The sequence below is a fragment of the Streptomyces sp. NPDC052721 genome, from assembly GCF_040678315.1.
Lineage (GTDB): Bacteria > Actinomycetota > Actinomycetes > Streptomycetales > Streptomycetaceae > Streptomyces.
In genome coordinates this window covers 84,442-111,152 of the sequence record NZ_JBFATL010000003.1, presented here as the reverse complement: position 1 = coordinate 111,152, position 26,711 = coordinate 84,442, and the positions used below count along the sequence as shown (strand labels likewise).

At 71.3% G+C, this 26,711-nt stretch carries 28 protein-coding genes, 1 tRNA gene and 1 pseudogene; 14 read left to right on the top strand and 16 right to left on the bottom strand.

The features are described 5' to 3' along the window. Positions 1–318: 318 nt before the first annotated feature. Both AB0L21_RS04290 and AB0L21_RS04285 read right to left on the bottom strand, forming a co-directional pair. The gene (locus tag AB0L21_RS04290; protein ID WP_365782121.1) at positions 319–798 is read right to left on the bottom strand and encodes a DUF2267 domain-containing protein; all 480 of its coding nucleotides are present in this window, start codon (positions 796–798) and stop codon (positions 319–321) included. 302 nt (positions 799–1,100) lie between these two features. Continuing rightward, positions 1,101–1,526, bottom strand: coding sequence for an Hsp20/alpha crystallin family protein (locus AB0L21_RS04285; protein ID WP_365703417.1), 426 nt, complete (start codon positions 1,524–1,526; stop codon positions 1,101–1,103). Positions 1,527–1,712: 186 nt separating this feature from the next. Here AB0L21_RS04285 and AB0L21_RS04280 point away from each other — a divergent pair, with 186 nt between their 5' ends. Further along, on the top strand, positions 1,713–2,015 hold the full coding sequence (locus tag AB0L21_RS04280; protein WP_365782119.1) for a hypothetical protein: 303 nt from the start codon (positions 1,713–1,715) through the stop codon (positions 2,013–2,015). Positions 2,016–2,070: 55 nt separating this feature from the next. Here AB0L21_RS04280 and AB0L21_RS04275 read toward each other — a convergent pair whose 3' ends face one another. After that, the gene (locus AB0L21_RS04275; RefSeq protein WP_365782117.1) at positions 2,071–3,027 is read right to left on the bottom strand and encodes a helix-turn-helix domain-containing protein; all 957 of its coding nucleotides are present in this window, start codon (positions 3,025–3,027) and stop codon (positions 2,071–2,073) included. A 164-nt stretch (positions 3,028–3,191) separates the two neighbouring features. Here AB0L21_RS04275 and AB0L21_RS04270 point away from each other — a divergent pair, with 164 nt between their 5' ends. Continuing rightward, positions 3,192–3,665, top strand: a complete 474-nt coding sequence (locus tag AB0L21_RS04270) for a hypothetical protein (RefSeq protein ID WP_365782115.1) — start codon at positions 3,192–3,194, stop codon at positions 3,663–3,665. 3 nt (positions 3,666–3,668) lie between these two features. Here AB0L21_RS04270 and AB0L21_RS04265 read toward each other — a convergent pair whose 3' ends face one another. Beyond that, a complete protein-coding gene (locus tag AB0L21_RS04265; RefSeq protein ID WP_365703425.1) occupies positions 3,669–5,222 on the bottom strand; it encodes an MFS transporter in 1,554 nt (517 codons plus the stop codon). Positions 5,223–5,285: 63 nt separating this feature from the next. Beyond that, complete coding sequence (locus AB0L21_RS04260) at positions 5,286–6,599, bottom strand: DUF445 domain-containing protein (RefSeq protein WP_365782113.1); 1,314 nt, start codon at positions 6,597–6,599, stop codon at positions 5,286–5,288. A 195-nt stretch (positions 6,600–6,794) separates the two neighbouring features. Between AB0L21_RS04260 and AB0L21_RS04255 the strand changes: the two genes are divergently transcribed. Together AB0L21_RS04255 and rdgB are read left to right on the top strand one after the other, a co-directional pair. Next, positions 6,795–8,129, top strand: coding sequence for an SGNH/GDSL hydrolase family protein (locus tag AB0L21_RS04255; protein ID WP_365782111.1), 1,335 nt, complete (start codon positions 6,795–6,797; stop codon positions 8,127–8,129). Between the two features lie 26 nt (positions 8,130–8,155). Further along, positions 8,156–8,758, top strand: coding sequence for an RdgB/HAM1 family non-canonical purine NTP pyrophosphatase (gene rdgB / locus AB0L21_RS04250; protein WP_365782109.1), 603 nt, complete (start codon positions 8,156–8,158; stop codon positions 8,756–8,758). A 41-nt stretch (positions 8,759–8,799) separates the two neighbouring features. Here rdgB and AB0L21_RS04245 read toward each other — a convergent pair. The 4 genes from AB0L21_RS04245 to bcp all read right to left on the bottom strand — a co-directional run bounded on the left by AB0L21_RS04245 (position 8,800) and on the right by bcp (position 10,849). After that, positions 8,800–8,884: transfer RNA gene (locus AB0L21_RS04245), tRNA-Leu, on the bottom strand. Between the two features lie 11 nt (positions 8,885–8,895). Continuing rightward, on the bottom strand, positions 8,896–9,591 hold the full coding sequence (locus AB0L21_RS04240; protein WP_365782107.1) for an HNH endonuclease: 696 nt from the start codon (positions 9,589–9,591) through the stop codon (positions 8,896–8,898). Next, a complete protein-coding gene (locus AB0L21_RS04235; protein WP_365782105.1) occupies positions 9,588–10,241 on the bottom strand; it encodes an HNH endonuclease signature motif containing protein in 654 nt (217 codons plus the stop codon). Before AB0L21_RS04235 ends, AB0L21_RS04240 begins: the two co-directional genes overlap by 4 nt. 140 nt (positions 10,242–10,381) lie before the next feature. Beyond that, positions 10,382–10,849, bottom strand: coding sequence for a thioredoxin-dependent thiol peroxidase (gene bcp, locus AB0L21_RS04230; RefSeq protein ID WP_103810147.1), 468 nt, complete (start codon positions 10,847–10,849; stop codon positions 10,382–10,384). A gap of 93 nt (positions 10,850–10,942) precedes the next feature. On the opposite strand from bcp, the gene AB0L21_RS04225 reads away from it, so the two are divergent. From AB0L21_RS04225 to AB0L21_RS04215, 3 genes and pseudogenes are all read left to right on the top strand, one after another. Then, positions 10,943–11,272 carry a DUF3618 domain-containing protein gene (locus AB0L21_RS04225; protein ID WP_365703436.1) on the top strand — a complete coding sequence of 110 codons (330 nt, stop codon included), beginning with the start codon at positions 10,943–10,945 and terminating at the stop codon, positions 11,270–11,272. Positions 11,273–11,294: 22 nt separating this feature from the next. Continuing rightward, positions 11,295–11,654 carry a co-chaperone GroES gene (locus AB0L21_RS04220; RefSeq protein ID WP_171155827.1) on the top strand — a complete coding sequence of 120 codons (360 nt, stop codon included), beginning with the start codon at positions 11,295–11,297 and terminating at the stop codon, positions 11,652–11,654. Between the two features lie 58 nt (positions 11,655–11,712). Continuing rightward, positions 11,713–11,877, top strand: a pseudogene (locus tag AB0L21_RS04215) (SMR family transporter); the annotation flags it as partial. A 19-nt stretch (positions 11,878–11,896) separates the two neighbouring features. On the opposite strand, the gene AB0L21_RS04210 reads toward AB0L21_RS04215, so the two are convergent. Beyond that, complete coding sequence (locus AB0L21_RS04210) at positions 11,897–14,272, bottom strand: transglycosylase domain-containing protein (RefSeq protein WP_365782336.1); 2,376 nt, start codon at positions 14,270–14,272, stop codon at positions 11,897–11,899. A 1,662-nt stretch (positions 14,273–15,934) separates the two neighbouring features. On the opposite strand from AB0L21_RS04210, the gene AB0L21_RS04205 reads away from it, so the two are divergent. From AB0L21_RS04205 to AB0L21_RS04190, 4 genes are read left to right on the top strand one after another with little or no spacing between them, the layout of a single operon-like run. Further along, positions 15,935–16,735, top strand: coding sequence for an ABC-2 family transporter protein (locus tag AB0L21_RS04205; RefSeq protein ID WP_365782103.1), 801 nt, complete (start codon positions 15,935–15,937; stop codon positions 16,733–16,735). After that, positions 16,728–17,567 carry an ABC transporter permease gene (locus tag AB0L21_RS04200; protein WP_365703440.1) on the top strand — a complete coding sequence of 280 codons (840 nt, stop codon included), beginning with the start codon at positions 16,728–16,730 and terminating at the stop codon, positions 17,565–17,567. The genes AB0L21_RS04205 and AB0L21_RS04200 overlap by 8 nt, the downstream gene beginning before the upstream one ends. Position 17,568: 1 nt before the next feature. Further along, positions 17,569–18,582, top strand: coding sequence for an ATP-binding cassette domain-containing protein (locus AB0L21_RS04195; RefSeq protein WP_365782101.1), 1,014 nt, complete (start codon positions 17,569–17,571; stop codon positions 18,580–18,582). A 9-nt stretch (positions 18,583–18,591) separates the two neighbouring features. Then, positions 18,592–19,245, top strand: a complete 654-nt coding sequence (locus AB0L21_RS04190; protein WP_365703444.1) for a DUF1707 domain-containing protein — start codon at positions 18,592–18,594, stop codon at positions 19,243–19,245. A 21-nt stretch (positions 19,246–19,266) separates the two neighbouring features. Here the strand turns inward: AB0L21_RS04190 and AB0L21_RS04185 are convergent, their stop codons facing one another. The 3 genes from AB0L21_RS04185 to AB0L21_RS04175 all read right to left on the bottom strand — a co-directional run bounded on the left by AB0L21_RS04185 (position 19,267) and on the right by AB0L21_RS04175 (position 20,821). Continuing rightward, positions 19,267–19,659 (bottom strand): hypothetical protein, encoded by a 393-nt coding sequence (locus AB0L21_RS04185; protein WP_365703446.1) that lies wholly within the window; start codon positions 19,657–19,659, stop codon positions 19,267–19,269. A gap of 115 nt (positions 19,660–19,774) precedes the next feature. Continuing rightward, positions 19,775–20,509 carry a ribonuclease PH gene (rph, locus tag AB0L21_RS04180; protein ID WP_014672980.1) on the bottom strand — a complete coding sequence of 245 codons (735 nt, stop codon included), beginning with the start codon at positions 20,507–20,509 and terminating at the stop codon, positions 19,775–19,777. Between the two features lie 78 nt (positions 20,510–20,587). Next, positions 20,588–20,821: a glucose PTS transporter subunit EIIB gene (locus AB0L21_RS04175; protein ID WP_014672981.1), complete on the bottom strand. Its 234-nt coding sequence runs from the start codon at positions 20,819–20,821 to the stop codon at positions 20,588–20,590. Between the two features lie 155 nt (positions 20,822–20,976). On the opposite strand from AB0L21_RS04175, the gene AB0L21_RS04170 reads away from it, so the two are divergent. Together AB0L21_RS04170 and AB0L21_RS04165 are read left to right on the top strand one after the other, a co-directional pair. Continuing rightward, a complete protein-coding gene (locus AB0L21_RS04170; protein ID WP_365703449.1) occupies positions 20,977–22,263 on the top strand; it encodes a PTS transporter subunit EIIC in 1,287 nt (428 codons plus the stop codon). A gap of 181 nt (positions 22,264–22,444) precedes the next feature. Next, positions 22,445–23,710, top strand: coding sequence for a PTS transporter subunit EIIC (locus AB0L21_RS04165; RefSeq protein WP_365703451.1), 1,266 nt, complete (start codon positions 22,445–22,447; stop codon positions 23,708–23,710). 62 nt (positions 23,711–23,772) lie between these two features. Here AB0L21_RS04165 and AB0L21_RS04160 read toward each other — a convergent pair whose 3' ends face one another. Beyond that, positions 23,773–24,525: an MBL fold metallo-hydrolase gene (locus AB0L21_RS04160; protein ID WP_365703453.1), complete on the bottom strand. Its 753-nt coding sequence runs from the start codon at positions 24,523–24,525 to the stop codon at positions 23,773–23,775. A 238-nt stretch (positions 24,526–24,763) separates the two neighbouring features. Here AB0L21_RS04160 and AB0L21_RS04155 point away from each other — a divergent pair, with 238 nt between their 5' ends. Beyond that, positions 24,764–25,222, top strand: a complete 459-nt coding sequence (locus AB0L21_RS04155) for a type II toxin-antitoxin system PemK/MazF family toxin (RefSeq protein WP_365703455.1) — start codon at positions 24,764–24,766, stop codon at positions 25,220–25,222. A gap of 8 nt (positions 25,223–25,230) precedes the next feature. Here the strand turns inward: AB0L21_RS04155 and AB0L21_RS04150 are convergent, their stop codons facing one another. Both AB0L21_RS04150 and AB0L21_RS04145 read right to left on the bottom strand, forming a co-directional pair. Beyond that, complete coding sequence (locus tag AB0L21_RS04150) at positions 25,231–25,692, bottom strand: hypothetical protein (protein WP_365703457.1); 462 nt, start codon at positions 25,690–25,692, stop codon at positions 25,231–25,233. A 67-nt stretch (positions 25,693–25,759) separates the two neighbouring features. Continuing rightward, positions 25,760–26,710, bottom strand: coding sequence for a cysteine synthase (locus AB0L21_RS04145; protein ID WP_365782099.1), 951 nt, complete (start codon positions 26,708–26,710; stop codon positions 25,760–25,762). Between the last annotated feature and the right edge of the window lies 1 nt (position 26,711).

The following is a 26,711-nucleotide window of genomic DNA, read 5'->3' as shown; positions in this document are numbered from 1 at the left end:
ACGGTGCGGCAGGGCCGCCCGCTTCTTGGGTCAGTGTCGTGCTTCCGCGAGCCGAGTGAAGGGCGCTTCCCGCGTCGCCTTCGGCGATGGCCATCCGGGCCATCGTCATCCTTGACTCGGCTCACTCCGGCACAGGGACGAAGCGAGCGGACAACCCGGGAAAGTGGCCGGCTGGGCCGCAACGTCGGCTGCGTCCGCATCGTTGGCGAGGGGCGCGGTCGCTCGCATGGACGCCGGGCCGGTTCGGTGGCTTACAACCGGTTAGAAGTTTGCTGGGCGCCGCCCCAGGGTGTGCGGCGCCCGTCGCGTGCTAGACCGCTAGACCACCGGTGCCAGGTCCGCCCGCCCGAACAGCAGGGCGTACCCCGGGGGGAGTTGGGTCAGGACTCGGGTGGTCAGGGGTTCGCCGATGCGGGCGGACAGGACGCTCAGGACCGAGCTGACGTCCCAGCGGGCCGTCGCGGGGGTCGAGCCCTCTATGCGGGTGGCCACCGACTCCACGAACTCGCGGGCCGTCAACGGGTGGGTCGCGGGGATCTGGGAAGCGATGACGCGGCCTGCCTCCCGGGGGAGGGCCTGGGCCAGGGCCACGCGTTCGTCGCCGGTGACGTGGCCGCCGAGGGCCGACAGGACGATGCGCGTGACGCGTTCCGCCTCCGCCCTCGTCGGGTACTGACCCGCGTCTCGCACCGCCTCGGTCAGCTCCAGCCAGTCGGTGTCCTGCGCCTCGCCCTTGGGGCGCGGGCGCAGGGACGGGGTGGGAATGGTGGTTCTGGGCTGGGGGGTCGTCACGGTCATCGTGGTGGCTCCTCCTCCGGGACGCTTCGGGGCACCGGAAGCCCGGTACCCCGTAATGCAGCGGACATGGGCGGGAGTTCGGCCAATGTGCGGCATGGGCTGCTTGGACTGCTTGGGCTGCATGGGCGTGTCGTGCGGTCCGGCGTGCCCCGCCTGCCGTGCGTGGCGGCGTGCGGGTCGTGCGTGGCATGCGGGTCGTGCGCGTCATGCGGGTCATGCGTCACGAGCGGCATGCGGGGCACGCGGTCATGCGTCACCGGCGGCATCCGTGCCATGCGCGTCACACGGCCTGTGCGGCGGCCTCAGCCGCTGATCTCCTTGCGGTCGCCGCCTCCGCCGGTGATCTGGATGCGGCGCGGCTTGGCCTGCTCGGCCACCGGGATGCGCAGGGTCAGGACGCCGGCTTCGTACGAGGCGTCGATGCGGTCCGTGTCGAGCGTCTCGCCCAGGAACAGCTGGCGGGTGAACGTACCCGTCGGCCGCTCGGCGACCAGCATCTCCGCGTCCTCGGGGGCGGGGCTGCGCCGCTCCGCGCGGACGTTGAGGACGTTGCGCTCGACGTCGAGTTCGATCGTCTCCGGGTCGATGCCGGGAAGGTCGAAGTGGACCAGGAACTCGTCCCCGGAACGGTAGGCGTCCATCGGCATCGCGGACGGGCGGGCGGTCGCGCCGAACAGCTGCTGCGTGAGCCGGTCGAGATCCCGGAACGGGTCCGTACGCATGAGCATCACAGGTCACTCCTTCCATCAGGCGCTGGGATGCGATGCCCTACGGCTTCTTATATAACTCTCCGCCGAAAACTTGACAAGCCTCGACTCAGGTTGGATTCGTCCGCACACGTGCGCGTCAGCCTCGGGCCCGCGTTAGCCTCGGGCCAGACCCAACGGCAGTGAAACGGACACGAGGAGGCCACCATGGCCGCAGTTCCCAGCGCGGTCGTCGCCGCCACCGGGCTCGTCGGCGGTTACGGCGTCGCCCGCTGGACCAAGAAGCGACAGCTCGGCGGGGCCGTCCTGGCCGTCGCCGGCGCCGCGGCGGCCCGGCAGTGGCGCACCCGCGCCGGCGGGAAGGCCGCGGGCGCGCTGACCGCCGCCTACGTCGCCGCGTTCGCCGGATCCCACCCGCTGGCCAAGAAGGTCGGCGCCTGGCCGTCCGTCCTCGGTGTCGCCGGTGCCGTCGCCCTCGCCTCCTGGGCCGTCGCCGACCGCAAGGCCTGACAGCAACAGCACAAACAGCGACAGCGACAGCGACAACAGCAACACAAGCAACTCGCTACGACGCCCTCTCCCCCGCCCGGAACGCCCTCCGGTACGCCTGCGGGCTCGTCCCCACCACCCTGCGGAACCGTTCCCGGAAAGCCGTCGGTGAGCCGAAGCCCGTCTGGACGGCGATGCGCTCCACCGGGTACGGAGTGCTCTCCAGCAGGTGCTGGGCCCGCCGTACCCGCGCCCGGTGCAGCCACTGGAGGGGTGTCGTACCGGTCTGCTCCCGGAAGCGGCGGTTGAGGGTACGGGTGCTCATGCCGGCCTTCGCCGCGATCCCGGCCAGCGTCAGATCCCGGTCGCAGTGGTCCTCCAGCCAGGCCAGCAGGGGCTCCAGGGTGGTGCCGGCCGGGGCCGGAGGCAGGTCGTGGACGATGAACTGGGCCTGCCCGCCCTCCCGTTCCAGCGGCATCACGGACATCCGGGCCGCGTGCGCGGCGACCGCCGAACCGAAGTCCTTGCGGATCATGTGCAGGCACATGTCCAGGGCGGCGGCGGCGCCCGCCGACGTCAGGAACTGGCCGTTGTCGACGTACAGGACGTTCGGGTCGACCGTCACCGCCAGGTGGCGCCGGGCCAGGTCCGGGGCCGCGAACCAGTGGGTCGTCGCGCGCAGACCGTCCAGCAGGCCCGTCGCCGCGAAGAGGAACGCGCCCACGCAGATCGACGCGATCCGGGTGCCGTTCGCCGCCGCCGCGCGCAGGGCCTCGGCGACCCCGGGCGGCAGCGTCCGCGGGGGCTGTGCCACTCCGGGCAGGATGATCGTGTCGGCCTCCGCCAGCGCCTCCAGGCCGTACGGCGCCCGGACCGTGAAGGCACCCGCGCTCACCTCATCCCGCACCGAGCACACCCGCACCCGGTACGGCTCACGGCCGTCGGGCAGCCGTGCCCAGCCGAAGGTGTCGATGGGTGCGGACAGATCGAAGGGGATGACGCCGTCCAGCGCCAGTACGGCCACGGTGTGCATGGCAGGAACGTAGCCGTACGACGGGGTCTCGCCAACCGGGTGTCAGCGGCAGCTTCAGCGGCAAAGACGCGTACGGACCGCCTGACCACCTGCTGGCGAGAATCCGCTGAGCACTGGCAATCTCGCCACTTCTGCGAGATCCCGGCGCCCTCTACCGTCCCCCCGTGACCAAGTTCCTCCTCTGCGTCCACGTCATCGCCGCGGTCCTCGCCATCGGTCCCGTCGCCGTCGCCGCCAGCATGTTCCCGCCCGCCGCCCGCCGCGCCCTGACCGCCGGCGCCGACGACGGTCAACCCCACCCCGGCAGCCCCGACCCCGCCGCCACCCTCCACCTGCTGCACCGGATCTGCCGCGCCTACGCCGTCGTCGGCGTCGTCGTCCCCGTCTTCGGGTTCGCCACCGCGAGCGAGATGGGCGTGCTCGGCAGCCCCTGGCTGATCGTGTCGATCGTCCTCACCACCCTCGCCGCCCTCGTCCTCGTCGCGCTGGTGCTGCCCGCCCAGTCCGCGCTCCTCGAAGGAACCGCGGGGGCGGGGCGGACCGCGCGCCTCGCCATGGTCACCGGGCTGTTCAACCTGCTGTGGGCCGCCGTGACCGTCCTCATGATCGTCCGGCCGGGCTCCACGACCGGCGCCTGACGGTCACGGCCTGCTCGCCGCCGGCGGTGCCGTGGGACCACTGCCCCGCGAACCCGGCGTGCCCCGCGACGGCCGGGCGCCCTGGGCCGCCGCCCTGGCCCGGCCGGCCACCGCCGTCAGCGGGCGGGCGATGTCCTCCAGGGAACGGCGTTCGGCCCGCACCGCGAGGAACGCGGCGACCAGCCCGGCCGCGCACATCAGCGCCGCGCCGATGCAGAAGGCGAGGACCGTGTCGCCGACCCGGCCCGTGCCCGTGAGGTCGGCGAACAGCAGCGGGCCGCTGATGCCGCCGGCCGCGGTGCCGAGCGCGTAGAAGAACGCGATGGACATCGCCCGCGTCTCCATCGGGAAGATCTCCGACACCGTGAGGTAGGCGCTGGAAGCGCCCGCCGAAGCGAAGAACAGCACCGCGCACCAGCAGGCGGTCAGCGTGCCCGCGCTCAGCGAGCCCCGGTCGAACAGCCAGGCCGTGACGAACAGCAGCACACCCGACAGCAGATACGTCGAGGAGATCATCACGCGACGGCCGACCGTGTCGAAGAGCTTGCCCAGCAGCAGCGGGCCGCAGAAGTTGCCGACCGCGATCACCGCGAAGTAGTAGCCGGTGTGACCGGAGGGCACGTCGAAGAACTTGGTCAGGATCGCGCCGAAGCCGAAGGTGATCGCGTTGTACAGGAACGCCTGGCCGATGAAGAGGGAGAAGCCGAGCACCGCCCGCCTGCGGTAGCGGCCGAAGACCGTGCGGGCGATCTCCAGGAACGTCACGCTCTTGCGCTGGTGGATCTCCAGCTCGCCCTCGGGCGCGGGGAGCGTTTCACCGCGCTCGGCCTCCACCCGGCGTTCGATCCCCGAGACGATCTCCTCCGCCTCCCGGTCCCGGCCGTGGATCAGCAGCCACCGCGGACTCTCCGGGACGTGCCGTCGTACGAGCAGGATGACCAGGGCGAGGACGGCGCCGAGCGCGAAGGTCAGGCGCCAGCCGACGTTCTTCGCCAGCAGGCCGGTGTCGAGCGCGACGATCGACAGCAGGGAGCCGCCGACCGCGCCCAGCCAGAAGCTGCCGTTGATGATCAGGTCGACCCGGCCGCGGTAGTCCGCCGGGATCAGCTCGTCGATCGCGGAGTTGATGGCCGCGTACTCACCGCCGATGCCGAAGCCGGTCAGGAAGCGGAAGAGGAAGAACCACCAGGCCTCCCAGGAGACGGCCGTGAGCGCCGTCGCCGCGAGGTACACCGCCAGGGTGATCATGAAGAGGTTCTTACGGCCGAAACGGTCGGTCAGCCGGCCCCAGAACAGGGCGCCCACGCAGGCGCCCGCCACATACAGCGCGGCGGCGACACCGGTGATCTGCCCGGAGCTGATCGCCAGGCCACTGCCGGGCTCCGACAGCCGGCCGGCGATGTTGCCGACGACCGTGACCTCCAGGCCGTCCAGGATCCACACGGTGCCCAGGCCGATGACGATCGTCCAGTGCCAGCGGGACCAGGGCAGGCGGTCGAGTCTGGCAGGGATGTCGGTGGTGAGGTTCGGGCCGGTCCCGGCCTCGGCTGTGCTCATGCGGGCTCCCTCCGCGTCGAAGGACGGGATACCGGGTGCCCTGGCCTCGGCGGAACAGTCCGGTCAGGCCCCCAGCCAGCCCGAGACCGTATAGATCACAAGCCCGGCCAGAGAGCCCACCACCGTGCCGTTGATGCGGATGAACTGCAGGTCACGGCCGATGTGCGCTTCGATCTTGCGGGTGGTGTGCTCGGCGTCCCAACCCGCCACCGTGTCCGTGATCAGCGAGGTGATCTCCTTGCGGTACGTCGTCACCACGTGCACCGCCGCGCCCTCCACCCAGCTGTCGACCTTGTCCTGCACCTTCGGCTCGGTCGCCATCCGCGTGCCCAGCGACAGCAGCGCGGCCCGCACCCTCGTCCGCAGCTCACTGCGCTCGTCCTCCGCCGCCGCCACGATCATCGACCGTACGGCCGTCCACACGGACGCGATCAGGTCCTGCACCTCGCCCCGCCCCAGCACCTCGCCCTTCAGCCGCTCCACCCGCGCCCGGGTGTCCGTGTCCGACTGCAGGTCGGAGGCGAAATCGGTGAGGAAACGGTCCAGCGCGCCGCGCGCCGGATGCGAGGGCATGTCCCGCATCTCCGTGACGAACCGCAGCAGCTCCTTGTAGACCCGCTCCCCGACCTTCCGGTCCACGAACCGCGGGGTCCAGCCGGGCGCACCACCCTCCACGGCCACCATCACGTCGTCCCGGTGCAGCACCAGCCAGTCGTGCGCGCGGGCCACCACCAGATCCACCACCCGGCGGTGCCCGCCGTCGGCGACGATCCTCTCCAGCGTCTTGCCGATGCCCGGCGCGATCTCCTGCGCGTCGGCCCGCCGGGTGATCGCCTCACCGACGACCGCCTGCACATCGGAGTCCCGCAGCACCGTCAGCGCGCCCCGCAGCGCAGTCGCCAGCTCCGCCGTCACCCGCTCCGCGTGCTCCGGCTCGGCCAGCCACGCCCCGAGCCGGCTGCCGATACCGACCGCGCGCAGCCGCTGCCGCACCACGTCCTCGGAGAGGAAGTTCTCGCCCACGAACTCCCCCAGCGAGACGCCCAGCTGATCCTTCTTCGTGGGGATGATCGCGGTGTGCGGGATGGGCAGCCCGAGCGGGTGCCGGAAAAGGGCCGTGACCGCGAACCAGTCGGCGAGCGCGCCGACCATGCCCGCCTCGGCCGCCGCCGCCACATAGTCCGTCCACGCCCCGGCGCCCGCGTTCCCGGCCGTCTTCGCCAGGACGTAGACCACCGCGACGAACAGCAGCATGCCCGTCGCCGTGGCCTTCATCCGGCGCACCCCGCGCCGGCGCTCCTCGTCGGCCGGGGTGAACGCCGTCATCGTCTTGTACGACGCGACCCGCCCCGGTGTTCCCGTCTCGGTAGGTTCCATCAGCTCCACCCGTTCGGTGATCCCGCACACAATTGTCCCTTCCTGACCGACTCCCGGAACGGAACAGGAGTTCCCGGCGTCTGTCTCAAGGGGAGTCGTGGCAGGGTCCTGTCAGATCTCCCCGGCCCATGACCCATCATGGGTGAGCAAGATCGGAGCCTCGGGCTCCCATCTGTCGAGGAGAACAACACAAGCGTGACCAAGCGTCATGGTTATGCCGTCCTGAGCGCGCTCGTCGCCCTGGTCGTCGCCCTGTCCGCCGCCATATACGTCACCGTCGCCGCCGATGACGGCACCCCCCGCGGCACCCTCGGCGACAACCGCCCACGCCGCGACTCCCACGCCGCCCCCGCCTCCACCGGCACCTGGGTCGGCGCCTGGGCCACCGCCCCCGTCGGCGGCGAACCCGGCACCGAGACAGCCGGCCTCGCCGGCCGCTCCGTCCGCAACGTCGTGCACACCGGCACCGGCGGTACGAGTGCCCGCGTCACGCTGTCCAATCTCTACGGCCAGTCCGCCCTCACCATCAGCCACGCCTCCCTCGCCCTGTCCCTGGGCGACGGCAGCGCCGCCGCCGACGCGGAAACGATGCGGCGCCTCACCTTCAACGGCGCCCCCCGCGTCGTCATACCCGCCGGCGGCCACGCCGTCAGCGACGCCGTACGCATCACCCTCCCGCACGGCGCCGACGTCCTGATCACCACCTACTCCCCCACCCCGTCCGGACCGGTCACCTACCACCCACGCGCCCGGCAGATCTCCTACACCGCCACCGGCGACCGCACCGAGGACACCACCGGCGCCCCCTACACCGGACAGACCCCCTACTGGCGGTACGTGACGGCCCTCGACGTACTCAGCAACGAGGCCACCGGCACCGTCGTCGCCTTCGGCGACTCGATCACCGACGGCGTCACCTCCACCACCGGCACCAACCGCCGCTGGCCCGACATCCTCTCCCGCCGGCTGCGCAGCGCCCTGCAGAACGGGCGGCAACTGCCGCGCTACAGCGTCGTCAACGAGGGCATCAGCGGCAACCAGGTCCTCGCCGACGGCCTCGGCCGGCCCGCCGAGAACCAGAGCGGCCTCGGCCGCTTCGGCCGGGACGCACTCTCCCGCCCCAACGTCAAGGTCGTCGTCATCGACCTCGGCGTCAACGACATCCTGCGCAACCCCCGGCTCGCCGACCCCGACCGCATCGTCACCGGCCTGCGCACCCTCGTCCGCCAGGCCCACGCCCGCGGCCTGAAGGCCGTCGGCGCCACCCTGATGCCGTTCCAGGGCCACCGCGGATACACCCCCGCCCGGGAAGCCGTACGGCAGCAGGTCAACGCACAGATCCGGGCCGGCCGGGTCTACGACGCGGTCGTCGACTTCGACAAGGCCCTCCGGGACCCCTACGACCCCCGCCGGCTGCGCCCCGAGTACGACTCCGGCGACCATCTGCACCCCAGCGACCTGGGCTACCGCACCATGGCCGAGATCTTCAACCTGCGCACGCTGGACGGCGCGGGCCAGACGGAGCTGTGACCGGGCGGCGAGGAATACTGGCGGCCATGACCCGCTTGATCCTCGCCACCCGCAACGCCGGAAAGATCACCGAACTGAGGGCGATCCTCGCCGAAGCCGGCCTCCCCCACGAACTCGTCGGCGCGGACGCCTTCCCGGACGTCCCCGACGTCAAGGAGACCGGCGTCACCTTCGCCGAGAACGCCCTCCTCAAGGCACACGCCCTCGCCCGGGCCACCGGCCTGCCCGCCGTCGCCGACGACTCCGGCCTGTGCGTCGACGTCCTGAACGGCGCCCCCGGCATCTTCTCCGCCCGCTGGGCCGGCCGCCACGGCGACGACAAGGCCAACCTGGACCTCCTGCTGGCCCAGCTCTCGGACATCGCCGACGAGCACCGCGGCGCCCACTTCGCCTGCGCGGCGGCCCTCGCCCTGCCGGACGGCACCGAGCGGGTGGTGGAGGGACAGCTGCGCGGCACCCTGCGGCACGCCCCCGCCGGCACGAACGGCTTCGGCTACGACCCGATCCTCCAGCCCGACGGCGAGACGCGGACGTGCGCGGAGCTGAGCCCCGAGGAGAAGAACGCGATCAGCCACCGGGGCCAGGCGTTCCGGGCGCTGGTGCCGGTGGTGCGGGAGCTGTTGGGCTGAAAGAGGCCGAGGGGCCGCCCGGACGGACGGCCCCTCACATGTGCGGCCGGTGGGACTCGAACCCACACGGGATTTCTCCCACGGGCACCTAAAACCCGCGCGTATCGCCTATTTCGCCACGGCCGCCCCAAAACGGACTATTTACTTGCAGGCCGTTTTGCCTCGCTCAGTGTACGGGGCGACGCCTTTCGCCGTGCGCCCCCTCGGCACCAGGTGCTCGTGACCGCGTGGCAGTTGGGACAGAGCAGCCGGAGATTCTCACGCCGGTCGTCGCTCCAGTCACCGTCGATGTGGTCGACCTCCAGCGTCATCGGCTGCCCGCACCACTCCGGTCCGACGCCGCACTCGGCGCACTCCTCCGGTACGCCCACCTCGCGGAGCGCACGGCGCAGCAGGTGGGTTCGCGTCCGGCGTCGGCCGTCGTGCTTGACCAGGATGTCCTCGGGGCGCCTGGCGCGGTCCGTGCGGGTCTTGCCGCGTTGGTGCGCTTGCCCCAGGAAATGGGCGGTCGAGATGCCCTGCTCGGCGACCCACTGCCGAAGCAGCGCGCGCTGCGTATCGGTATCCGGCCGTCCGAGGCGTCGTAGCGTCTCGGCGATGGAGATCGACTCGGTGACCGCCGCACGCAGTTCCTCGTGCGCGAGGCTGCCGTGACTGCCAGAGTCGGAGAAGTGGGAGATGTCGATTCCGAAGCGCTCGAAACGCCGCACAAGGTACCGGCGCAGTTTGCCGTAGGGGCGAGTGCCGAAGAAGGCGATGACCTCGTCGAGGCTCGCACACCGCTCGGCGGCCTCGGCCAACCGCTCACGCGTGTACCGCACCCCGCTGCTCATACGGCGCCGCCCCGGGAACGGCCCTTGCCGCGCCCTCGGTAATTGTCCGTGATCGAGTGGCAGTTGGGACAGAGGAACCGCAGGTTCTCGAACCGGTTGTTCCGCCAGTCGCCGTCGATGTGATCGACCTCCAGCGGGAGCGGACGGCCCCGCCACACCGGCTCCGTACCGCAGCGGGCACAGCGCTCGGGCAGGCCCGCGGCCGTCATGGCCCACTTGAGCCGGTCGCTCGGAATGCGCCGAGCCTGGCCGACCGGTTGCTCGACGAGCAGGGCCTCCGGCGTCCTGGCGCGCCAGGGTTTCCCGCGCCGCGTCGGCAGCTGGAAGTGCGAGGTGTCGATCCCGTAGGCCTTGATCCTGCGGCTGATGTGCGTGTGATGGCCGCCGACGACCTCCAAACCGAGGTGGCGCAGCACCTCGCACATGTTCGTGGAGGCAGCCACGGCTCCCTCAAGCACTTCCCTCGTCCACTTCACCCCCTCCCGCTCGAAGTGCGAGACGTCCACCCCGAGCTTCTTCATCCGCCCGAGCAGGTACCGCCGTGTCGGGCTCCTCGGATCCACCCCCAGCCTCTCCAACGCCTCCGACAGCGTCCTCGCTCCCCGAGCCGCCTCTTCCAGCCGCTCCCTGGTGTATGCGCCGGCCCCCATCGAGCCCCCTCCGATCCGGGTGTGCGTTCGCAGCCCGTACGGAGTAACGAACCGGTTATCGGACAGTCACGCACGGAAAGAGAAAGCGGCCCGCACCCGGTCCTCCCGGTGCGAGCCGCCGACAGTGGTAACAGGCGCCCTCAGATGCCCAGGTCCTTGATGATCTTCGCCACGTGGCCGGTGGCGCGGACGTTGTAGAGGGCCCGTTCGACCTTGCCCTCCTCGTCCACGACGATCGTGGAGCGGATGACGCCCAGGTACGTCTTGCCGTAGTTCTTCTTCTCGCCGTAGGCGCCGTAGGCCTCGGTGACCTTCTTGTCGGGGTCGGCGAGGAGGGTGATCTTCAGGGACTCCTTCTCGCGGAACTTCGCCAGCTTCTCCGGGCTGTCGGGGGAGATGCCGATGACGTCGTAGCCGGCGCCGGCCAGCAGCTCCAGGTTGTCCGTGAAGTCGCAGGCCTGCTTGGTGCAGCCGGGGGTCAGGGCGGCCGGGTAGAAGTAGACGATGACCTTGCGGCCCTTGTGGTCCGAGAGGGACACCTCGGTGCCGTCGGCGTCGGGGAGGGTGAAGGCGGGGGCCACGTCCCCCGGCTGGAGTCGCTCGCTCATCGGGCCAGCCTAACCGGGGGGCCTTGCGGTGCGACGCGGCCCGGAGCTGACAAACTGTTCGGAACAGCATCAGCAGACTTCGGAGGCCGTACGGTGGCGGACACGTCGGACACCAGAACCCCGGCGCAGATCGAGGCGGACATCAAGCGCCGCCGTGAAGTGCTGGCCGAGACGCTCGACGAGATCGGGGTGCGGGTGCATCCGAAGACCATCGTCGGCGATGCGAAGGCCAAGGTCGTCGCCAACGTCGACCATACGGTCGGACGGGCGTACGTGCAGGTCAACCGCGTCGTGAGCGAGGTGCGGGCGCAGTTTGTGAATGAGCGGGGGGCGCCGCGCCTGGAGCGGGTGGTGCCCGTCGCGCTCGTCGTCGTGGGGGTCGTGGGGCTGCTCGCTCTCGGGGCCCGGCGGCGCAGGGACTGACCGGGACAGGTAGGTTCGAGCCGTGAGCGCCAACAGAAACCAGCACAGCACTCCCCACCACGACAAGCTGCCCATCCGGATGCTGCACGACCGGGTTCTCGTGCGGCAGGAGACCGGTGAGGGCGAGCGGCGGTCGGGGGGCGGCATTCTGATTCCCGCCACCGCGGCGGTCGGCCGGCGGCTGGCCTGGGCCGAGGTCGTCGCCGTCGGCCAGAACGTACGGACGGTGGAGCCCGGCGACCGCGTCCTGTTCGACCCGGAGGACCGGGCCGAGGTCGAGGTACGGGGCGTGGCGTACGTCCTCATGCGCGAGCGTGACCTGCACGCCGTCGCCGCGGACCGGTTCGAGGGGTCGGAGGACTCCACGGGGCTGTACCTGTAAACACAGACGAAGAGGGCCGGTGACCATGGTCACCGGCCCTCTTCGTCATGATTTTGTCCTGCCCATCGGTACGGCCTACGGCGTGTGGGTGGGCATCGGCGCGGCCGGTGCGGCGGTGCTCGGCATGGTGGTGCTGGGTGAGCCGGTCACCGCCGCCCGGGTCTTCTTCGTGTGCCTGCTGCTGGTCGCCGTGGTGGGGCTGAGGGCGGCCAGCGGTCACTGAGGGCGTCTGGGGTGAGGCGTCAGGTTCCGGGGGAGCCTCCCGCACCTCCGTCCGGGCCTGTGGTGCCGCCGCCCGGTGTGCCGCCACCGGTGGTGTCCCCGCCGGTGGTCGTGCCCCCGTCGGCCGTGCCGCCGCCGTCCGTGGTCCCGCCGTCGGTGGTCGTCGCTCCTCCGGTGGTGTCCCCGCCGGTGGTGGTGCCCCCGTCCGTGGTCGTGCCGCCGTCGGTCGGGGTGCCGCCCGTGGTGCCGCCGTCCGTCGGGGTGCCGCCCGTGGTGCCGCCGTCCGTCGGGGTGGCGCCCGTGGTGCCGCCGTCCGTCGGCGTGGCGCCCGTGGTGCCGCCGTCGTTCTGGCCGCCGTCGGTGCCGGGCTGGGCGGTGCTGGTGGCGGGCGGCTCCTGGACCTGGTCGGCGCCCTGCTGGAGCTCCAGGTCGAACTTGCTCGCCGGCTTGCCCTGCAGCGCGTCGCGCGTGTACTGCGCCCAGATCTGGGTGGGCGGGCCGCCACCGTTCATGCGGGGCTGGCCGAGCGCCCCGTACAGCGGCTGGTGCTTGGCCGTGACCGGGTCCTGGCCCATGACGGAGACCACCGTGGCCAGGTCCGGGGTGTAGCCGGCGAACCAGGCGGCGGTGTCGCTCTCGGCGGTACCGGTCTTGCCGGCCGCCGGACGGCCCGCGGCCTGCGCGGCCGTGGCGGTGCCGCTCTCGACCACGCTCTGCAGGACCGAGGTCGTGGTGTCGGCGGCCTCCCGGCTGACGGCCTGCTTGACCTGCTGCCCGGGCAGCTTGATCTCGTCGGTGCCGTCCTTGGTGATCTTCTCGACCAGGGTGTACGTGCCGTGCTTGCCGTGGTTGGCGAGCGTGGCGTAGGCCTCCGCCATGTCCAGGACGCTGGCGGTGGCGGTGCCGAGGGCGATGGACGGGTACGGCTGGAGGTCCGGGGTGTCGGAGGGGATGCCCAGGTCGACCGCGGTCTGCTTGACCTTGGCGGGGCCGACGTCCACGGCCATCTGCGCGTACACCGAGTTCACCGACGCGTCGGTGGCCTTGCGGACGGTGATCGGGCCGTACGACTTCTGGTCCTCGTTCTCGGGGGCGTAGGCGCCGCCGTTCCAGCCCTGGACCGGGCGCTGGTTGGTGCCGTCGTAGACCGTGTTCGGGGTGATGGTGCGGCCGTCCTGGGTGGTGGACCCGTTCTCCACGGCGGAGGTGAACACGAACGGCTTGAACGTGGAGCCGACCTGGAAGTCACCGCGGGTGGCGCCGTTGGTGTACTGCTTCACGTAGTCGATGCCGCCGTACATCGCGACGACCTTGCCGGTCTTGGGGTCGACGGAGGCGCCGCCGGCCCGGACGTAGGTGTCCGCCTTGCGGTTCTTCTTGTCCAGCTTGGACATCAGCTGGTCGTTCACCGCCTTGACGAAGGCGTCCTGCCGGTCCTTCTGGATGGTGGTGGTGATGCGGTAGCCGCCGGCCGTGAGGTGGTCGGAGTCGATGATGTTGTTCGAGGTGAGGTAGTGCTTGACGGCCTCCACGAGGTAGCCGCGCTGGCCGGACATGCCGGTGGAGACCGTCTGCTCCTTGGGCATCGGGAACTTCATGCCGGCACGCTTGGACTCGCTCAGCCAGCCCTTGGTGACCATGCCGTCCAGGACGTAGTTCCAGCGGGCGACGGCCGCCTTCCGGTTCTCCGGGTGGGCGACGACGTCGTACTCGCTGGGCGCGTTGACGAGCGCGGCGAGGTAGGCGGCGCGGGCCGGGTCGAGGTCGGCGGCGTCCATGCCGTAGTAGGCCTGGGCGGCGGCCTGGATGCCATAGGCGTTGCGGCCGAAGTAGCTGGTGTTGAGGTAGCCCTCCAGGATCTCGTCCTTGGACTTGTTCTGGTCGAGCTTGATCGAGATGAAGAACTCCTTGGCCTTGCGGGTGACCGTCTGTTCCTGGGCCAGGTAGTAGTTCTTCACGTACTGCTGGGTGATCGTCGAGCCGGACTGCTTGCCCTTGCCGGTCGCGGTGTTCCAGGCGGCGCGGAGCATGGCCTTCGGGTCGACGGCGGACTCGGTGTAGAAGTCACGGTCCTCGGCGGCCAGTACGGCGTGCTGGGCGTCCTTGGAGACCTGGGCGAGGCTGACGTTCTCGCGGTTGACCTCGCCGTCGCGGGCGAGCTGTGAGCCGTCGGCGTAGAGGTAGACGTTGCTCTGCTTGGTCGCGAACGCGTTGGCCGGCGGGATCTTCACCAGGGAGTACCCGACGAAGAACAGCCCGACGAGCAGCAGCACGCCGACGAAGAAGGTACCGAGCACCATGCGCCAGGTGGGAACGACCCGTCGCCAACCGGTCCGCTTGGGCCGCTTGCCCTTCTTGCCTTTGCCTGCGGCGGTCTGACCGTCAGCGGCGGCCAGGGCGGTGGTGGGCGCTTCGGAGTTCTTGGGGGTGGAGCCGGTGCCGGGGGTGGAGGGGCCGGCGGCGGCTGAGGCGGCACCGGCTGCGGCGCCGGCTGCTGATGCGGTGGCGGCCTTGGCGGCCTGAGCACCGGCCCCGGCTCCCGCTGCGGCGGTGCCGGCCGCGCGGGCGGCGCGGGCGGCCCGGGCGGCGGCCGGGGAGGAGGGAGCGGCAGCACCGGCCGGGTTGGCGCCGGAGGCCTGGGCAGCGCGGTTCTCCCCGCCGGGGCGGGGGACGGTGGGGCGAGGGGTACGGCGGGTGGGGTCCGACTCACCGGCGGCGGCACCGGCGCCGCCGGGCTCACCGGAGCGAGGCGCGTTGACCCGCCGGAGCACCTGCGTGGTCTCGGGCACCGCAGCGGCGTCGGCCTCCTGCCGGGCACCGGACTGCGGTCCGCGGGGCGGGGTGATACGCCGGAGCACCTGAGTACTCTCGGCCGGCGGCTCCTGCCCGGAACCGAGCGGGGCCTCGGGGGTACCCGAGTCACCTCCCTTACCGGCACCGGACGCACCGGAACGCGAGCCACCACCGGCACCGGACGCACCACGGTCGCCGCCGGCAGCCGAGGCGGCACCGGACACCGGGGCACCGCCGGACTCCGGCCCGCGACGGGACACGGAGCCGTCGCCGGACACCGATGCCTCACCGGACTCCGGGCGCCGGCCGGGCACCGAGCCTCGCCCGGACACCGGACCACGGCCGGACACCGGGCCGCGGCCGGACTCCGAACCACCGCCGGACGCCGGACGAGACCCGGACACCGGACCACCGCCGGACGCCGAACGAGACCCGGACTCCGGACCACGACCAGCTGCCGGGCTGCCGCCGACCCCCTGCGCACGCCCGGACTCCGGGCCACGACCAGCTGCCGGGCCACCCCCGGACACCGGACCACGACCAGTTATCGGGGCGCTCCCGGACGCCGGGCCGCGGCCGGGTACCGGAGCGCTACCGGAGGCCGTGCCTGCGCCGGTTCCCGGAGCAGCCTTCTGTTCCGTGCGGGCGCGGGCCGCCTGGCGGGCGCGGGCGATGGAAGCCGTCCGGTCCCCGTCCTGCTCGGCTGAGTCCCCGGGGCGGGAGCCGCCCCGGGAGGGCGCGCCCGTCATGCCGGAGCGGTTCCGGGACGACGGGCCCGGCGTGCCGGAGCCGGCCCGAGACGGGGAGTCCGCCGAGCCGGTGCCGGCCTCGGCGCCCTCAGCGCGCCCAGTACCGCTGCCGCCCCTGGGGCTCCTCGAATGACCGTCGCCGCTCCCGGCACCCTCGGCGCGTGCACTGGTGTCGCTCCTGGTGCCCCCCACGGGATCCGGTGGTGCGCTGCTCGGTTCGCGGCGTCCCGGGGTTCCGGGCCCTTCAGCCGGCAGCGGCTTTTTCGGTGCCACGCCTTCGTTCGGCTGCTGCGGCTGCGGCTCGTCGCTCATGTCGTGCACGGACTCCTGTTTCGCGTCGTACGTTCCCGTACGCCTCGTACGCTTCTGCGCTCCCCCTGTTGGAAGACTCTCGCACCTGGCGTTCCGTTCCCGGATTCCGGCACGCTTCCGACCGGAAATCGCGTGGCCGGCCGCCGGGCCTCCGGACTAGGCTCCTGCGCTTCGGTGTCGAGCGGTCCGAGGAGGTCGACTGGCGTGGGCGCGGGATGGTTGTACGCGGCCGTGGCGACAGGGGGATTCAGACGGTACGCGACCTACCGGGCCGCCACTGCGGCAGGGGTGTTCACGAACACCGTCTTCGGGCTCATCCTCGTCTACACGTATCGCGCCTTGTGGGACGAGAAGCCGCATCTCGGCGGGTATGACCAGGCGCAGGCCGTCACCTATGTCTGGCTGGGGCAGGCGTTCTTGTCGACCCTCGCCATCGGGGGCGGCGGCGTCGAGGACGAGTTGATGGAACGCATCCGTACGGGGGACGTGGCGATCGACCTGTACCGGCCCGCCGATCTGCAGCTGTGGTGGCTGGCGGCGGATCTCGGCCGGGCGTTCTTCCAGTTGGTGGGCCGGGGTCTGGTCCCGTTCGTGTTCGGCGCGCTGTGCTTCCCGGTGTACCTGCCGGCCGACGCCAGCACCTGGGCGGCTTTCCTCGTCGCCGTCGTCCTCGCCATGCTGGTCGGCTTCGGCATCCGCTACCTGGTGGCGCTGAGCGCGTTCTGGCTGCTGGACGGCACCGGTGTGGTGCAGATGGCGTGGCTGCTGGGCTACTTCTGCTCGGGCATGCTGCTGCCGCTGAACGTGTTCCCGGGCGCGCTCGGTGAGGTCGTACGGGCTCTGCCCTGGTCGTCCCTGTTGCAGGCCCCGGCGGACATCCTGCTGGGGCACGCGGACCCGCTGCCCACCTATCTCTTCCAGGCCGCGTGGGCGGTGGCGCTGCTGGGGGCCGGGCGGCTGGTGCAGTCGGCGGCGACGCGCCGGGTGGTGGTGCAGGGTGGCTGACAGCCAGGCGTCCGGCCCGGCCCACCGGCTGGCGGAGGGTGTGCGGGCGTACCGGCTGATCGCCGGGATGTGGGTGCGCTCCACGATGGCCTACCGCGCGTCTTTCGCCATGACCACGTTCGGGAACTTCGCGGCGACCTTCCTCGACTTCGTCGCGATCATGCTGATGTTCTCCCGGGTGGACGCCCTGGGCGGCTACCCGCTGCCCGAAGTGGCGTTCCTGTACGGCCTGTCCGCGACCTCCTTCGGGCTGGCGGACCTGGTGATCGGGTCGATGGACCGGCTGGGCCGGCGGGTCCGGGACGGCACGCTGGACACCCTGCTGGTGCGGCCGGCGCCGGTGCTGGCGCAGGTGGCGGCCGACCGGTTCGCGCTCAGGCGGCTGGGCCGGGTGACGCAGGGGGCGCTGGTGCTGGGCTGGTCGCTGACCCGGGTGGACATCGACTGGACGGCGGGCAGGCTGCTGCTGATGCCGGTGATGGTGGTGAGCGGCTGCGGCGTCTTCTGCGCGGTGTTCGTGGCGGGCGCGGCGTTCCAGTTCGTGGCGCAGGACGCCTCGGAGGTGCAGAACGCCTTCACCTACGGCGGGACGACGCTGCTCCAGTATCCGCCGACGGTGTTCGCGAAGGAGCTGGTGCGCGGGGTGACCTTCGTGCTGCCGCTGGCCTTCGTCAACTGGCTGCCCGGGACCTATGTGCTGGGGCGGCCGTATCCGCTGGACCTGCCGGAGTGGACCGCGTTCACGCCGCCGCTGGTGGCAGTCGCCTGCGGTGCGCTCGCGGGGCTGGCCTGGCGGGCGGGACTTCGTTCGTACCGCAGCACAGGGAGCTAGCGTGAGTGACTTGATCACAGGGGACGACGGCATCGCGGGGGACGGCATCGCGGGGGACGGCTTCATCGCACTGGAGAAGGTCGAGAAGGTCTTCCAGGTGCGCCGGAAGACGGGGTTCCTGCGGCGGGAGCGGCGCGAGGTGCGGGCGGTGGACGCGCTCTCGTTCACCGTGGCGCGCGGCGAGATGGTCGGGTACATCGGGCCGAACGGCGCCGGGAAGTCGACGACGATCAAGATGCTGACCGGGATCCTGACGCCGAGTGCCGGGCGGCTGCGGGTGGCGGGCATCGATCCGGCGCGGGAGCGGTCGCGGCTCGCGCACCGGATCGGGGTGGTGTTCGGGCAGCGGACCACGCTCTGGTGGGATCTGCCGCTGATCGACTCCTACCGGCTGGCGCACCGCATGTACCGCATCCCGGACGCCCGTTACCGCGAGAACCTGGACCGGCTGGTGGAACTGCTGGACCTGGGCGCCCTGTTGGACGTGCCGGTGCGGCAGCTGTCCCTGGGCCAGCGGATGCGCGGCGACATCGCGGCGGCGCTGCTGCACGACCCGGACGTGCTGTACCTGGACGAGCCGACGATCGGCCTGGACGTCGTGTCGAAGGCCAGGGTGCGGGAGTTCCTGCGGGAGGTGAACGCCGAGCGTGGCACGACGGTGCTGCTGACCACGCACGACCTGCAGGACATCGAGCAGTTGTGCTCCCGGGTGATGGTGATCGACCACGGGCGGCTGGTGTACGACGGCCCGCTCGCGGGGCTGCACGAGGCCGGCGAGAGCGAGCGGACGCTGGTGGTGGACCTGGAGCGGGAGCTGCCGCCGGTTCAGGTGCCGTCGGCCCGGGTGGTGCGGGTGGAGGGCCCCCGGCAGTGGCTGGCGTTCCCGGCGGGGCAGTCGGCGGCGCCGCTCGTCGCGCATCTGGCCGCCCGGTATCCGCTGGTGGACCTGTCGGTGCGGGAGCCGGACATCGAGGCCGTCATCGCCAGGATGTACGCCGAGAAGGCGGTCTCGTAGGCTGCTGCCATGAGCGACGACGCAGCCCCGGATCTCCGCGCGTCCGACGCCGACCGTGACCGGGTCGCCGAGATCCTGCGGGACGCCCTGGCCGAGGGGCGGCTCGACATGGAGGAGTTCGACGAGCGGCTGGAGGCGGCCTACAAGGCGCGGACGTACGGCGAGCTGGCGCCGCTGACCCGCGACCTTCCGGCGGCCGGCGCCGTCGCGCCGGCCCTTCCCGTCTCCTTCGTCAAGTCCCCGGCGGTGCGCGATGGCTGGGCGGGCCGGATCACCGGCACCGAGGGTTCCTCGACGGGCGCGGTGGCGATCCTGTCGGGGTTCGAGCGCAAGGGCCGCTGGACGGTGCCGAGGCGGTTCTCCTGCTTCACCTTCATGGGCGGCGGCGAACTCGACCTGCGCGAGGCGGACTTCGCCGCCGGGGAGGTCGAGATCCACTGCGTGGCGATCATGGGCGGGGTCCAGGTGATCGTGCCGCCCGGCGTCGAGGTCGTCGTACGCGGCATCGGCGTGATGGGCGCCTTCGAACACCCGAGGGACGACGGCCCGCCCGAGCCGGGCGCCCCCCGTGTGGTCATCGGCGGTGTCGCGTTCTGGGGCGGCGTGGGCGTGGAGCGCAAACTTCCGCGGGGGGAACGGAAACGCCTGAAGAGACGGCGCTGAGCGCGCGCCGCCGGCGCTCCCCTACGACGTGCAGACCTTGGTCAGCTCCCCCGCCGCGTCCGTCACCGGGCTGACGTCCGGCGTCTCGTCCCCGTTCTTGATGGCCGTACGCACGTTGTCGACCGCCTTGTTCAGGTCGTCCACGGCCTTGTTGACATCCGTGTTGTCCGTCTTGTCGCCGATCTTCCGCAGGCTCTTCTCGATGGAGTCGAGCGACTCGTCGGCCTGGGAGGGGTCGTTCGCCGCGTTCTCCACGGCCTGCTGGAGGTCGGTGACGTTGTCGGCGATGGCGTCGGCGGACTGCACGCAGTCCAGCGCCTTGTCCACGGCGTCGCAGCCGGTCGTGAGGCCGGCGGCGAGCGCGGCGGTCGCTACGGCGGCGACAACGGTGAGTCGGCGTCGGCTGGCGGCCATGGTGGTGTCCCTCCCCTGGTACGGCTGGCCGGGCGCACGCCGGTGAGCCGTGCGCCCGTACCCACTGGGACGCCGCTGGGGTCCGCCGGGTTGCCCCTCGGTCTTGGGGACTTCTTTACGCGCGCGTGGCCGCCAGTGCCGCCTGCTGGATCACGGCCAGTTCCCGGCAGCCGGTGACGGCGAGGTCGAGCAGGGCGTCGAGTTCCTCGCGGGCGAACGGCGCGGCCTCGGCGGTGCCCTGGACCTCGACGAAGCGGCCGTCGCCGGTGCAGACGACGTTCATGTCGGTGTCGGCGCGCACGTCCTCCTCGTAGCAGAGGTCGAGCAGCGGGACTCCGCCGACGATGCCCACGGAGACGGCGCTCACGGTGCCGGTGAGCGGCTGCCGGCCGGCCTTGATCAGCTTCTTGCCCTGGGCCCAGGCGACGGCGTCGGCCAGCGCGACGTACGCGCCGGTGATGGCCGCCGTACGCGTGCCGCCGTCGGCCTGGAGGACGTCGCAGTCGAGGACGATGGTGTTCTCGCCGAGCGCCTTGTAGTCGATGACGGCGCGCAGGGAGCGGCCGATGAGCCGGGAGATCTCGTGGGTGCGGCCGCCGATCTTGCCCTTGACGGACTCGCGGTCGCCGCGGGTGTTGGTGGCGCGGGGCAGCATGGCGTACTCCGCGGTGACCCAGCCCTCGCCGCTGCCCTTGCGCCAGCGCGGGACTCCCTCGGTGACGGAGGCGGTGCAGAAGACCTTGGTGTCGCCGAAGGAGACGAGGACGGAGCCCTCGGCGTGCTTGCTCCATCCCCGTTCGATGGTGACCGGGCGGAGCTGTTCGGGGGTACGGCCGTCGATGCGAGACATGGCGATGAGCCTAGCCGCACACGGGGAAGGGGCTCCTCCGGCGTCGGGAAGAGCCCCTTCGGGGTGAACCGGTACGACTCACATCATGTCTTCGATCTCCGCGGCGATCGGGTCGGCGTCGGTGCCGATGACGACCTGGATGGCGGTACCCATCTTGACGACGCCGTGGGCGCCGGCGGCCTTCAGGGCGGCCTCGTCGACCAGAGCGGGGTCGGACACCTCGGTGCGCAGCCGGGTGATGCAGCCCTCGATCTCCTCGATGTTGTCGATGCCACCGAGCCCGGCGACGATCTTCTCAGCCTTGCTGGCCATGTTCCTTCTCCCTGCTCCGAACCGCTTTGTCGCAGTAACCCACAGTTGGCCCATCTTCGCGAGCGGTCATGCCGTGCGTGCCGAATGATGACGATCACGACAGCGGAACCGTCCGCCGACTGGTCTACACCACCGTGGGGAAGGTCGCCAAACCCATGAGTGCTCAGAGCACGGCGAGTCCCGCCGGGGCCCGCTGGAACCGTCTGTTCCAGAGCATGCAGAAGATGGGCCGCAGCCTCCAGTTGCCCATCGCCGTGCTGCCGGCGGCAGGCATCCTGAACCGGCTGGGGCAGCCGGACGTGTTCGGCACGGACGGCCTGGGCTGGACGAACGTCTCCAGGGTGATGAGCGGGGCGGGCGGCGCGCTGCTGGACGGGCAACTGGGGCTGCCGCTGCTGTTCTGCGTGGGCGTCGCGATCGGCATGGCGAAGAAGGCCGACGGTTCGACGGCGCTCGCGGCGGTGGTGGGTTTCCTCGTCTACTACGGTGTCCTGCGGCAGTTCCCGCAGACCTGTCCGGCGGGCACGAAGGTGGGCGTGACCGGCTGCCAGGCGGCGAACGGCACGGTGTCCGCGTTCACCTACCAGAACCCGGGCGTCTTCGGCGGCATCGTCATGGGGCTGCTGGCCGCCTTCTTCTGGGCCCGCTACCACCGCACGAAGCTGGTGGACTGGCTGGGCTTCTTCAACGGGCGCCGGCTGGTGCCGGTCATCATGGCCTTCGTCGCGATCCTGTTCGCCGTGGTGTGCCTGTTCGTCTGGCCGCCGGTCGGCGACGCCCTGGAGAGCTTCAGCGAGTGGCTGCGGGACGCCGGCTCCTGGGGCGCGGGCGTCTTCGGGGTCGCGAACCGGGCGCTGCTGGTGGTGGGCCTGCACCAGTTCCTGAACGTGCCCATCTGGTTCCAGTTCGGCAGCTGGACCAAGCCCGACGGCACCGTGGTGCACGGCGACATCAACATGTTCCTGCAAGGCGATCCGGACGCCGGCCAGTTCACCTCGGGCTTCTTCCCGATCATGATGTTCGCGCTGCCGGCCGCGGCGCTGGCCATCACGCACTGCGCCCGGCCGGAGCGCCGCAAGGAGGTCGGCGGCCTGATGCTGTCGGTCGCGCTGACCTCGTTCGTGACCGGCATCACCGAGCCGCTGGAGTACTCGTTCCTGTTCATCGCGCCCGCGCTGTACGCCGTCCACGCGGTGCTGACCGGTGTGTCGATGGCGGTGACCTGGGCGCTGGGCGTGCACGACGGTTTCAGCTTCTCGGCGGGCCTGATCGACTACGTGATCAACTGGAAGCTGGCGACGAAACCGTGGTTGATCGTCCCGATCGGCCTGTGCTTCGCGGCCGTGTACTACCTGGTGTTCCGCGTCGCGATCACGCGGTTCGACCTGAAGACGCCGGGGCGGGAGCCGGCGGAGGAGGTCGAGGACGTCACCAAGGTCTGACGACTGGCTGACGACGCGGCACGGCACGGCACAGCGTGTAGCGCCGCGGTAGCGGATTCGCGGGTTCCTTATGCCGCCTTCATCGTGCTACAACAGGTCTACACCACAGGTGGTGTAGACCAGAGACGCTGCCGTCCCCTTCCATGGTTCCCGGGCGGCGCCTTGCCCGATGGAGGAGCTTGTGACCACGGCCAGCGCCGCACCCGCGGCCGAGAAGAAGAAGGGCGCCGGAGCGATGGCTGTGCTCCAGCGCATCGGCCGCAGCCTGATGCTGCCGGTCGCCGTGCTGCCCGCCGCCGCCCTCCTGGTGCGCCTCGGCAACGCCGACATGCTGGGCCGGCCGTCCTTCCCGACCTTCCTGACCAAGATAGCGTCGTTCATGGCGGCCGGCGGCAACGCCATCCTCGACAACATGGCGCTGCTGTTCGCCGTCGGCATCGCGATCGGCTTCGCGAAGAAGTCGGACGGCTCCACGGCCCTCGCCGCCGTCGTCGGCTACCTGGTCTTCAAGAACGTGCTCGCCACGTTCACCGACAAGAACCTGCCGAAGGTGGCCTCCGTCGTCGACGGCAAGGTCGTCATGCAGAACGCCCCGGTGGACGCCAAGGTCCTCGGCGGCGTGGTGATGGGCATCGTCGTGGCCCTGCTGTACCAGCGCTTCTACCGCACCAAGCTGCCCGACTGGGCGGGCTTCTTCGGCGGCCGCCGGCTCGTCCCGATCCTGTCGGCCTTCGCGGGCCTCGTCATCGGCATCGTCTTCGGCTACATCTGGCCGGTACTCGGCACGGGCCTGCACAACTTCGGCGAGTGGCTGGTGAAGTCGGGCGCGGTCGGCGCGGGCATCTTCGGTGTCGCCAACCGTGCGCTGATCCCGATCGGCATGCACCACCTGCTCAACTCGTTCCCGTGGTTCCAGGCGGGCGAGTACCACGGCAAGAGCGGTGACATCGCGCGCTTCCTGGCCGGCGACCCGCACGCGGGCCAGTTCATGACCGGCTTCTTCCCGATCATGATGTTCGCCCTGCCGGCCGCGTGCCTGGCGATCGTCCACTGCGCCCGGCCCGAGCGCCGCAAGGTCGTCGGCGGCATGATGTTCTCGCTGGCGCTGACGTCCTTCGTCACCGGCGTCACCGAGCCCATCGAGTTCACCTTCATGTTCATCGCGCCGGTCCTGTACGCGATCCACGCGGTCCTCACCGGTGTCTCGATGGCGCTGACCTGGGCGCTGGGCATGAAGGACGGCTTCGGCTTCTCGGCGGGCGCGGTCGACTTCGGCCTCAACCTGGGCATCGCGAGCAATCCGTGGGGCCTGGTCCTGGTCGGCCTGTGCTTCGCGGTGGTCTACTACGTGATCTTCCGCTTCGCGATCACCAAGTTCGACCTGCCGACCCCGGGCCGCGAGTCCGACGAGGAACTGGCGGAACTGCAGAAGGCAGAGGCCAAGTAACCAGGCGGCGCGAAGGCCCCGGAACCTCTTCGGTTCCGGGGCCTTGTCGTCTGCGTGGGGCGTCAGATCTCGTACGTGACCCGTGGGGCGGCCAGCTCGACCGGCCCGGAGAACACCTCACGGGCGTCCCGCAGGTTCACCTCGGGATCGGTCCACGGCGGGATGTGGGTGAGGACCAGCCGCCGCACGCCCGCGCGGGCCGCCGTCTCCCCCGCCTCGCGGCCGTTGAGGTGCAGGTCGGGGATGCTCTCCTTGCCGTGCGTGAACGCGGCCTCGCACAGGAACAGATCGGTGTCCCGGGCCAGCTCGTCCAGCGCCGCGGTGACGCCCGTGTCGCCGGAGTAGGTCAGGGACTTCCCGCCGTGCTCGACCCGGATGCCGTACGCCTCCACGGGGTGGCGGACCCGCTCGGTGTGCACGGTGAACGGGCCGATCTCGAACGTGGACGGCTTGACCGTGTGGAAGTCGAAGACCTCGCTCATCGAGGAGGCGGAGGGGGTGTCCGCGTAGGCCGTGGTCAGGCGGTGCTCGGTGCCTTCGGGGCCGTAGACCGGGAGGGGATCGCACCGGCCGCCGTCATGGCGGTAGTAGCGCGCCACGAAGTACCCGAGCATGTCGATGCAGTGATCGGCGTGCAGATGGCTGAGGAAGATCGCGTCGAGGTCGTAGAGACCGCAGTGGCGCTGCAGCTCGCCAAGGGCGCCGTTGCCCATGTCGAGGAGCAGCCGGAAGCCGTCGGCCTCGACGAGGTAGCTCGAACAGGCCGATTCCGCGGACGGGAACGACCCCGAGCAGCCGACGACGGTGAGCTTCATGAAGCAGAAACCTCCGTTGGCGGGTAACCGGTGGGCGGGACGTAAACCCCTTGCGGGGCGGGGGCTGTCGGGGGTCGTGCGGTCCGTCGAGCGTAAGGCGCAAAAGCGCGGGTCGCTCCTCCGCCAGGGGCCGTTGTGGGCGAACTCACCTGCGCTGTCACCGGTTCGGCTGGACGCAGGGCGCACAAGGGTTGGAAGAGGGCGCGCGATGTTCGGCGCGCGCCGGTAACGTCGTCGTATGGACACGTCCTGGTGGCTGGCGCTCGCGGCGGTGGTACTGCTCGCGCTGGTCGCCACGCTCGTCGACGGCTGGGGCCGCGGCCACCGGCCCGGCGGACGGCGCCTGCGGCCCCCGGGCCGGCCGGGCCCGCGCACGGCACACGCCGTACGGCCGTCCCCCGGGGACATCTGGTGGGCGCAGGTCCCCTACGAGGACCGGGCCGAGGCCAAGGACCGGCCCTGTCTGGTGCTGGCCGTGCGCGGGAACCGGGCCACCGTCGCGAAGATCACCAGCAAGTACCACGACGAACGCTGCGGGGTGATCCCGCTGCCGCCCGGCGCGGTCGGCGACGCCCAGGGGCGGCCGAGCTTCCTGGAGACCGACGAGCTGCGCGAGGTCCCGGTGGACGGCTTCCGCCGTCGTGTGGGCGTGGTCGACCCGGTGCTGTGGGACCAGGTACGGCACCTGGCGGGTTAGAAGACACCTCAGCTCACACGGACGGTGACCGTCCAGTCCTCGATGCCCTTGCAGGAGACCTGGCCCGGTGCGGTCGGCTCGGCGCACAGCGGGCGGGACGACGTGAGCTTCACCGTGCCGGCGGCCACCGCCTGGTACGCGGCCGTGGCATCACCCGGCTGGAGTACGAAACCCGCGTTGATGGCCTTCAGTCCCGTACCGCTCGCGGCGACCGGCTGCCAGGGGCGGGCCCTGGTCCCGTCCAGGGTCAGCCGGACCTCGCCGCCCCGGGTCACGCAGACGGTACGGCCGTGATCGGCGGCCGTCAGCTCCACGTGACCGGTGCAGTCGCCGGCGGACCGGGTGGGCGACGGCGTGCCCGTACGGGCCGGCGCCGACACCTTGTCGCTGCTCCCGGTGTCCTGCTGGGAGCCGCAGCCCGCGAGGAGCAGCGCTGCCGCCGCGGGGGCGAGGAACGTCGTACGGCGCATGGGGTCCGCCTTTCTGCCGGTGTCCTGGTACGGATGTGACGTACCACCGGCGGGCGCGGATCCGCGGCTAGGCCCAGAGCTGGCCCTGGAGTGTCGTGATGGCCTCTTCCGTGGTGACCGCGGTGTAGACGCCGGTGGAGAGGTACTTCCAGCCGCCGTCGGCCACGATGAAGACGATGTCGGCGCTCTCGCCCGCCTTGACGGCCTTCCGGCCGACGCCGATCGCCGCGTGCAGGGCGGCGCCGGTGGAGACGCCCGCGAAGATGCCCTCCTGCTGGAGGAGTTCGCGGGTGCGGGTGACCGCGTCGGCCGAGCCGACCGAGAACCGGGTGGTCAGCACGGAGGCGTCGTACAGCTCGGGGACGAAGCCCTCGTCGAGGTTGCGCAGGCCGTAGACCAGGTCGTCGTAGCGCGGTTCGGCGGCGACGATCTGGACGCCCGGCTTGTGCTCGCGCAGATAGCGGCCGACGCCCATGAGGGTGCCGGTGGTGCCGAGGCCCGCCACGAAGTGGGTGATCGAGGGCAGGTCGGCGAGGATCTCGGGGCCGGTCGTGGCGTAGTGGGCGCCCGCGTTGTCCGGGTTGCCGTACTGGTAGAGCATCACCCAGTCGGGGTGTTCGGCGGCCAGCTCCTTGGCCACGCGCACGGCGGTGTTGGAGCCGCCGGCGGCCGGCGAGGAGATGATCTCGGCGCCCCACATGCCGAGCAGGTCCCGGCGCTCCTGCGAGGTGTTCTCCGGCATCACGCACACCATCCGGTAGCCCTTGAGCTTGGCCGCCATGGCGAGGGAGATACCGGTGTTGCCGGAGGTGGGTTCGAGGATCGTGCAGCCCGGGGTCAGCCGGCCGTCCTTCTCCGCCTGCTCGATCATGTGCAGGGCGGGCCGGTCCTTGACCGAGCCGGTGGGGTTGCGGTCCTCCAGCTTGGCCCAGATCCGGACGTCCGGGGCCGGCGACAGCCGCGGCAGGCGCACCAGAGGGGTGTTGCCCACCGCGGCCAGCGGGGAGTCGTAGCGCATC

Excerpts from the sequence above, each read along its gene's own strand:
- AB0L21_RS04290 (WP_365782121.1), bottom strand. The coding sequence starts at position 798 with ATGACCGTGACGACCCCCCAGCCCAGAACCACCATTCCCACCCCGTCC.
- AB0L21_RS04285 (WP_365703417.1), bottom strand. The coding sequence starts at position 1,526 with ATGCTCATGCGTACGGACCCGTTCCGGGATCTCGACCGGCTCACGCAG.
- AB0L21_RS04280 (WP_365782119.1), top strand. The coding sequence starts at position 1,713 with ATGGCCGCAGTTCCCAGCGCGGTCGTCGCCGCCACCGGGCTCGTCGGC.
- AB0L21_RS04275 (WP_365782117.1), bottom strand. The coding sequence starts at position 3,027 with ATGCACACCGTGGCCGTACTGGCGCTGGACGGCGTCATCCCCTTCGAT.
- AB0L21_RS04265 (WP_365703425.1), bottom strand. The coding sequence starts at position 5,222 with ATGAGCACAGCCGAGGCCGGGACCGGCCCGAACCTCACCACCGACATC.
- AB0L21_RS04260 (WP_365782113.1), bottom strand. The coding sequence starts at position 6,599 with ATGGAACCTACCGAGACGGGAACACCGGGGCGGGTCGCGTCGTACAAG.
- rdgB (WP_365782109.1), top strand. The coding sequence starts at position 8,156 with ATGACCCGCTTGATCCTCGCCACCCGCAACGCCGGAAAGATCACCGAA.
- AB0L21_RS04240 (WP_365782107.1), bottom strand. The coding sequence starts at position 9,591 with ATGAGCAGCGGGGTGCGGTACACGCGTGAGCGGTTGGCCGAGGCCGCC.
- AB0L21_RS04235 (WP_365782105.1), bottom strand. The coding sequence starts at position 10,241 with ATGGGGGCCGGCGCATACACCAGGGAGCGGCTGGAAGAGGCGGCTCGG.
- bcp (WP_103810147.1), bottom strand. The coding sequence starts at position 10,849 with ATGAGCGAGCGACTCCAGCCGGGGGACGTGGCCCCCGCCTTCACCCTC.
- AB0L21_RS04190 (WP_365703444.1), top strand. The coding sequence starts at position 18,592 with ATGAGCGACGACGCAGCCCCGGATCTCCGCGCGTCCGACGCCGACCGT.
- AB0L21_RS04185 (WP_365703446.1), bottom strand. The coding sequence starts at position 19,659 with ATGGCCGCCAGCCGACGCCGACTCACCGTTGTCGCCGCCGTAGCGACC.
- rph (WP_014672980.1), bottom strand. The coding sequence starts at position 20,509 with ATGTCTCGCATCGACGGCCGTACCCCCGAACAGCTCCGCCCGGTCACC.
- AB0L21_RS04175 (WP_014672981.1), bottom strand. The coding sequence starts at position 20,821 with ATGGCCAGCAAGGCTGAGAAGATCGTCGCCGGGCTCGGTGGCATCGAC.
- AB0L21_RS04170 (WP_365703449.1), top strand. The coding sequence starts at position 20,977 with ATGAGTGCTCAGAGCACGGCGAGTCCCGCCGGGGCCCGCTGGAACCGT.
- AB0L21_RS04160 (WP_365703453.1), bottom strand. The coding sequence starts at position 24,525 with ATGAAGCTCACCGTCGTCGGCTGCTCGGGGTCGTTCCCGTCCGCGGAA.
- AB0L21_RS04155 (WP_365703455.1), top strand. The coding sequence starts at position 24,764 with ATGGACACGTCCTGGTGGCTGGCGCTCGCGGCGGTGGTACTGCTCGCG.
- AB0L21_RS04150 (WP_365703457.1), bottom strand. The coding sequence starts at position 25,692 with ATGCGCCGTACGACGTTCCTCGCCCCCGCGGCGGCAGCGCTGCTCCTC.
- AB0L21_RS04145 (WP_365782099.1), bottom strand. The coding sequence starts at position 26,710 with ATGCGCTACGACTCCCCGCTGGCCGCGGTGGGCAACACCCCTCTGGTG.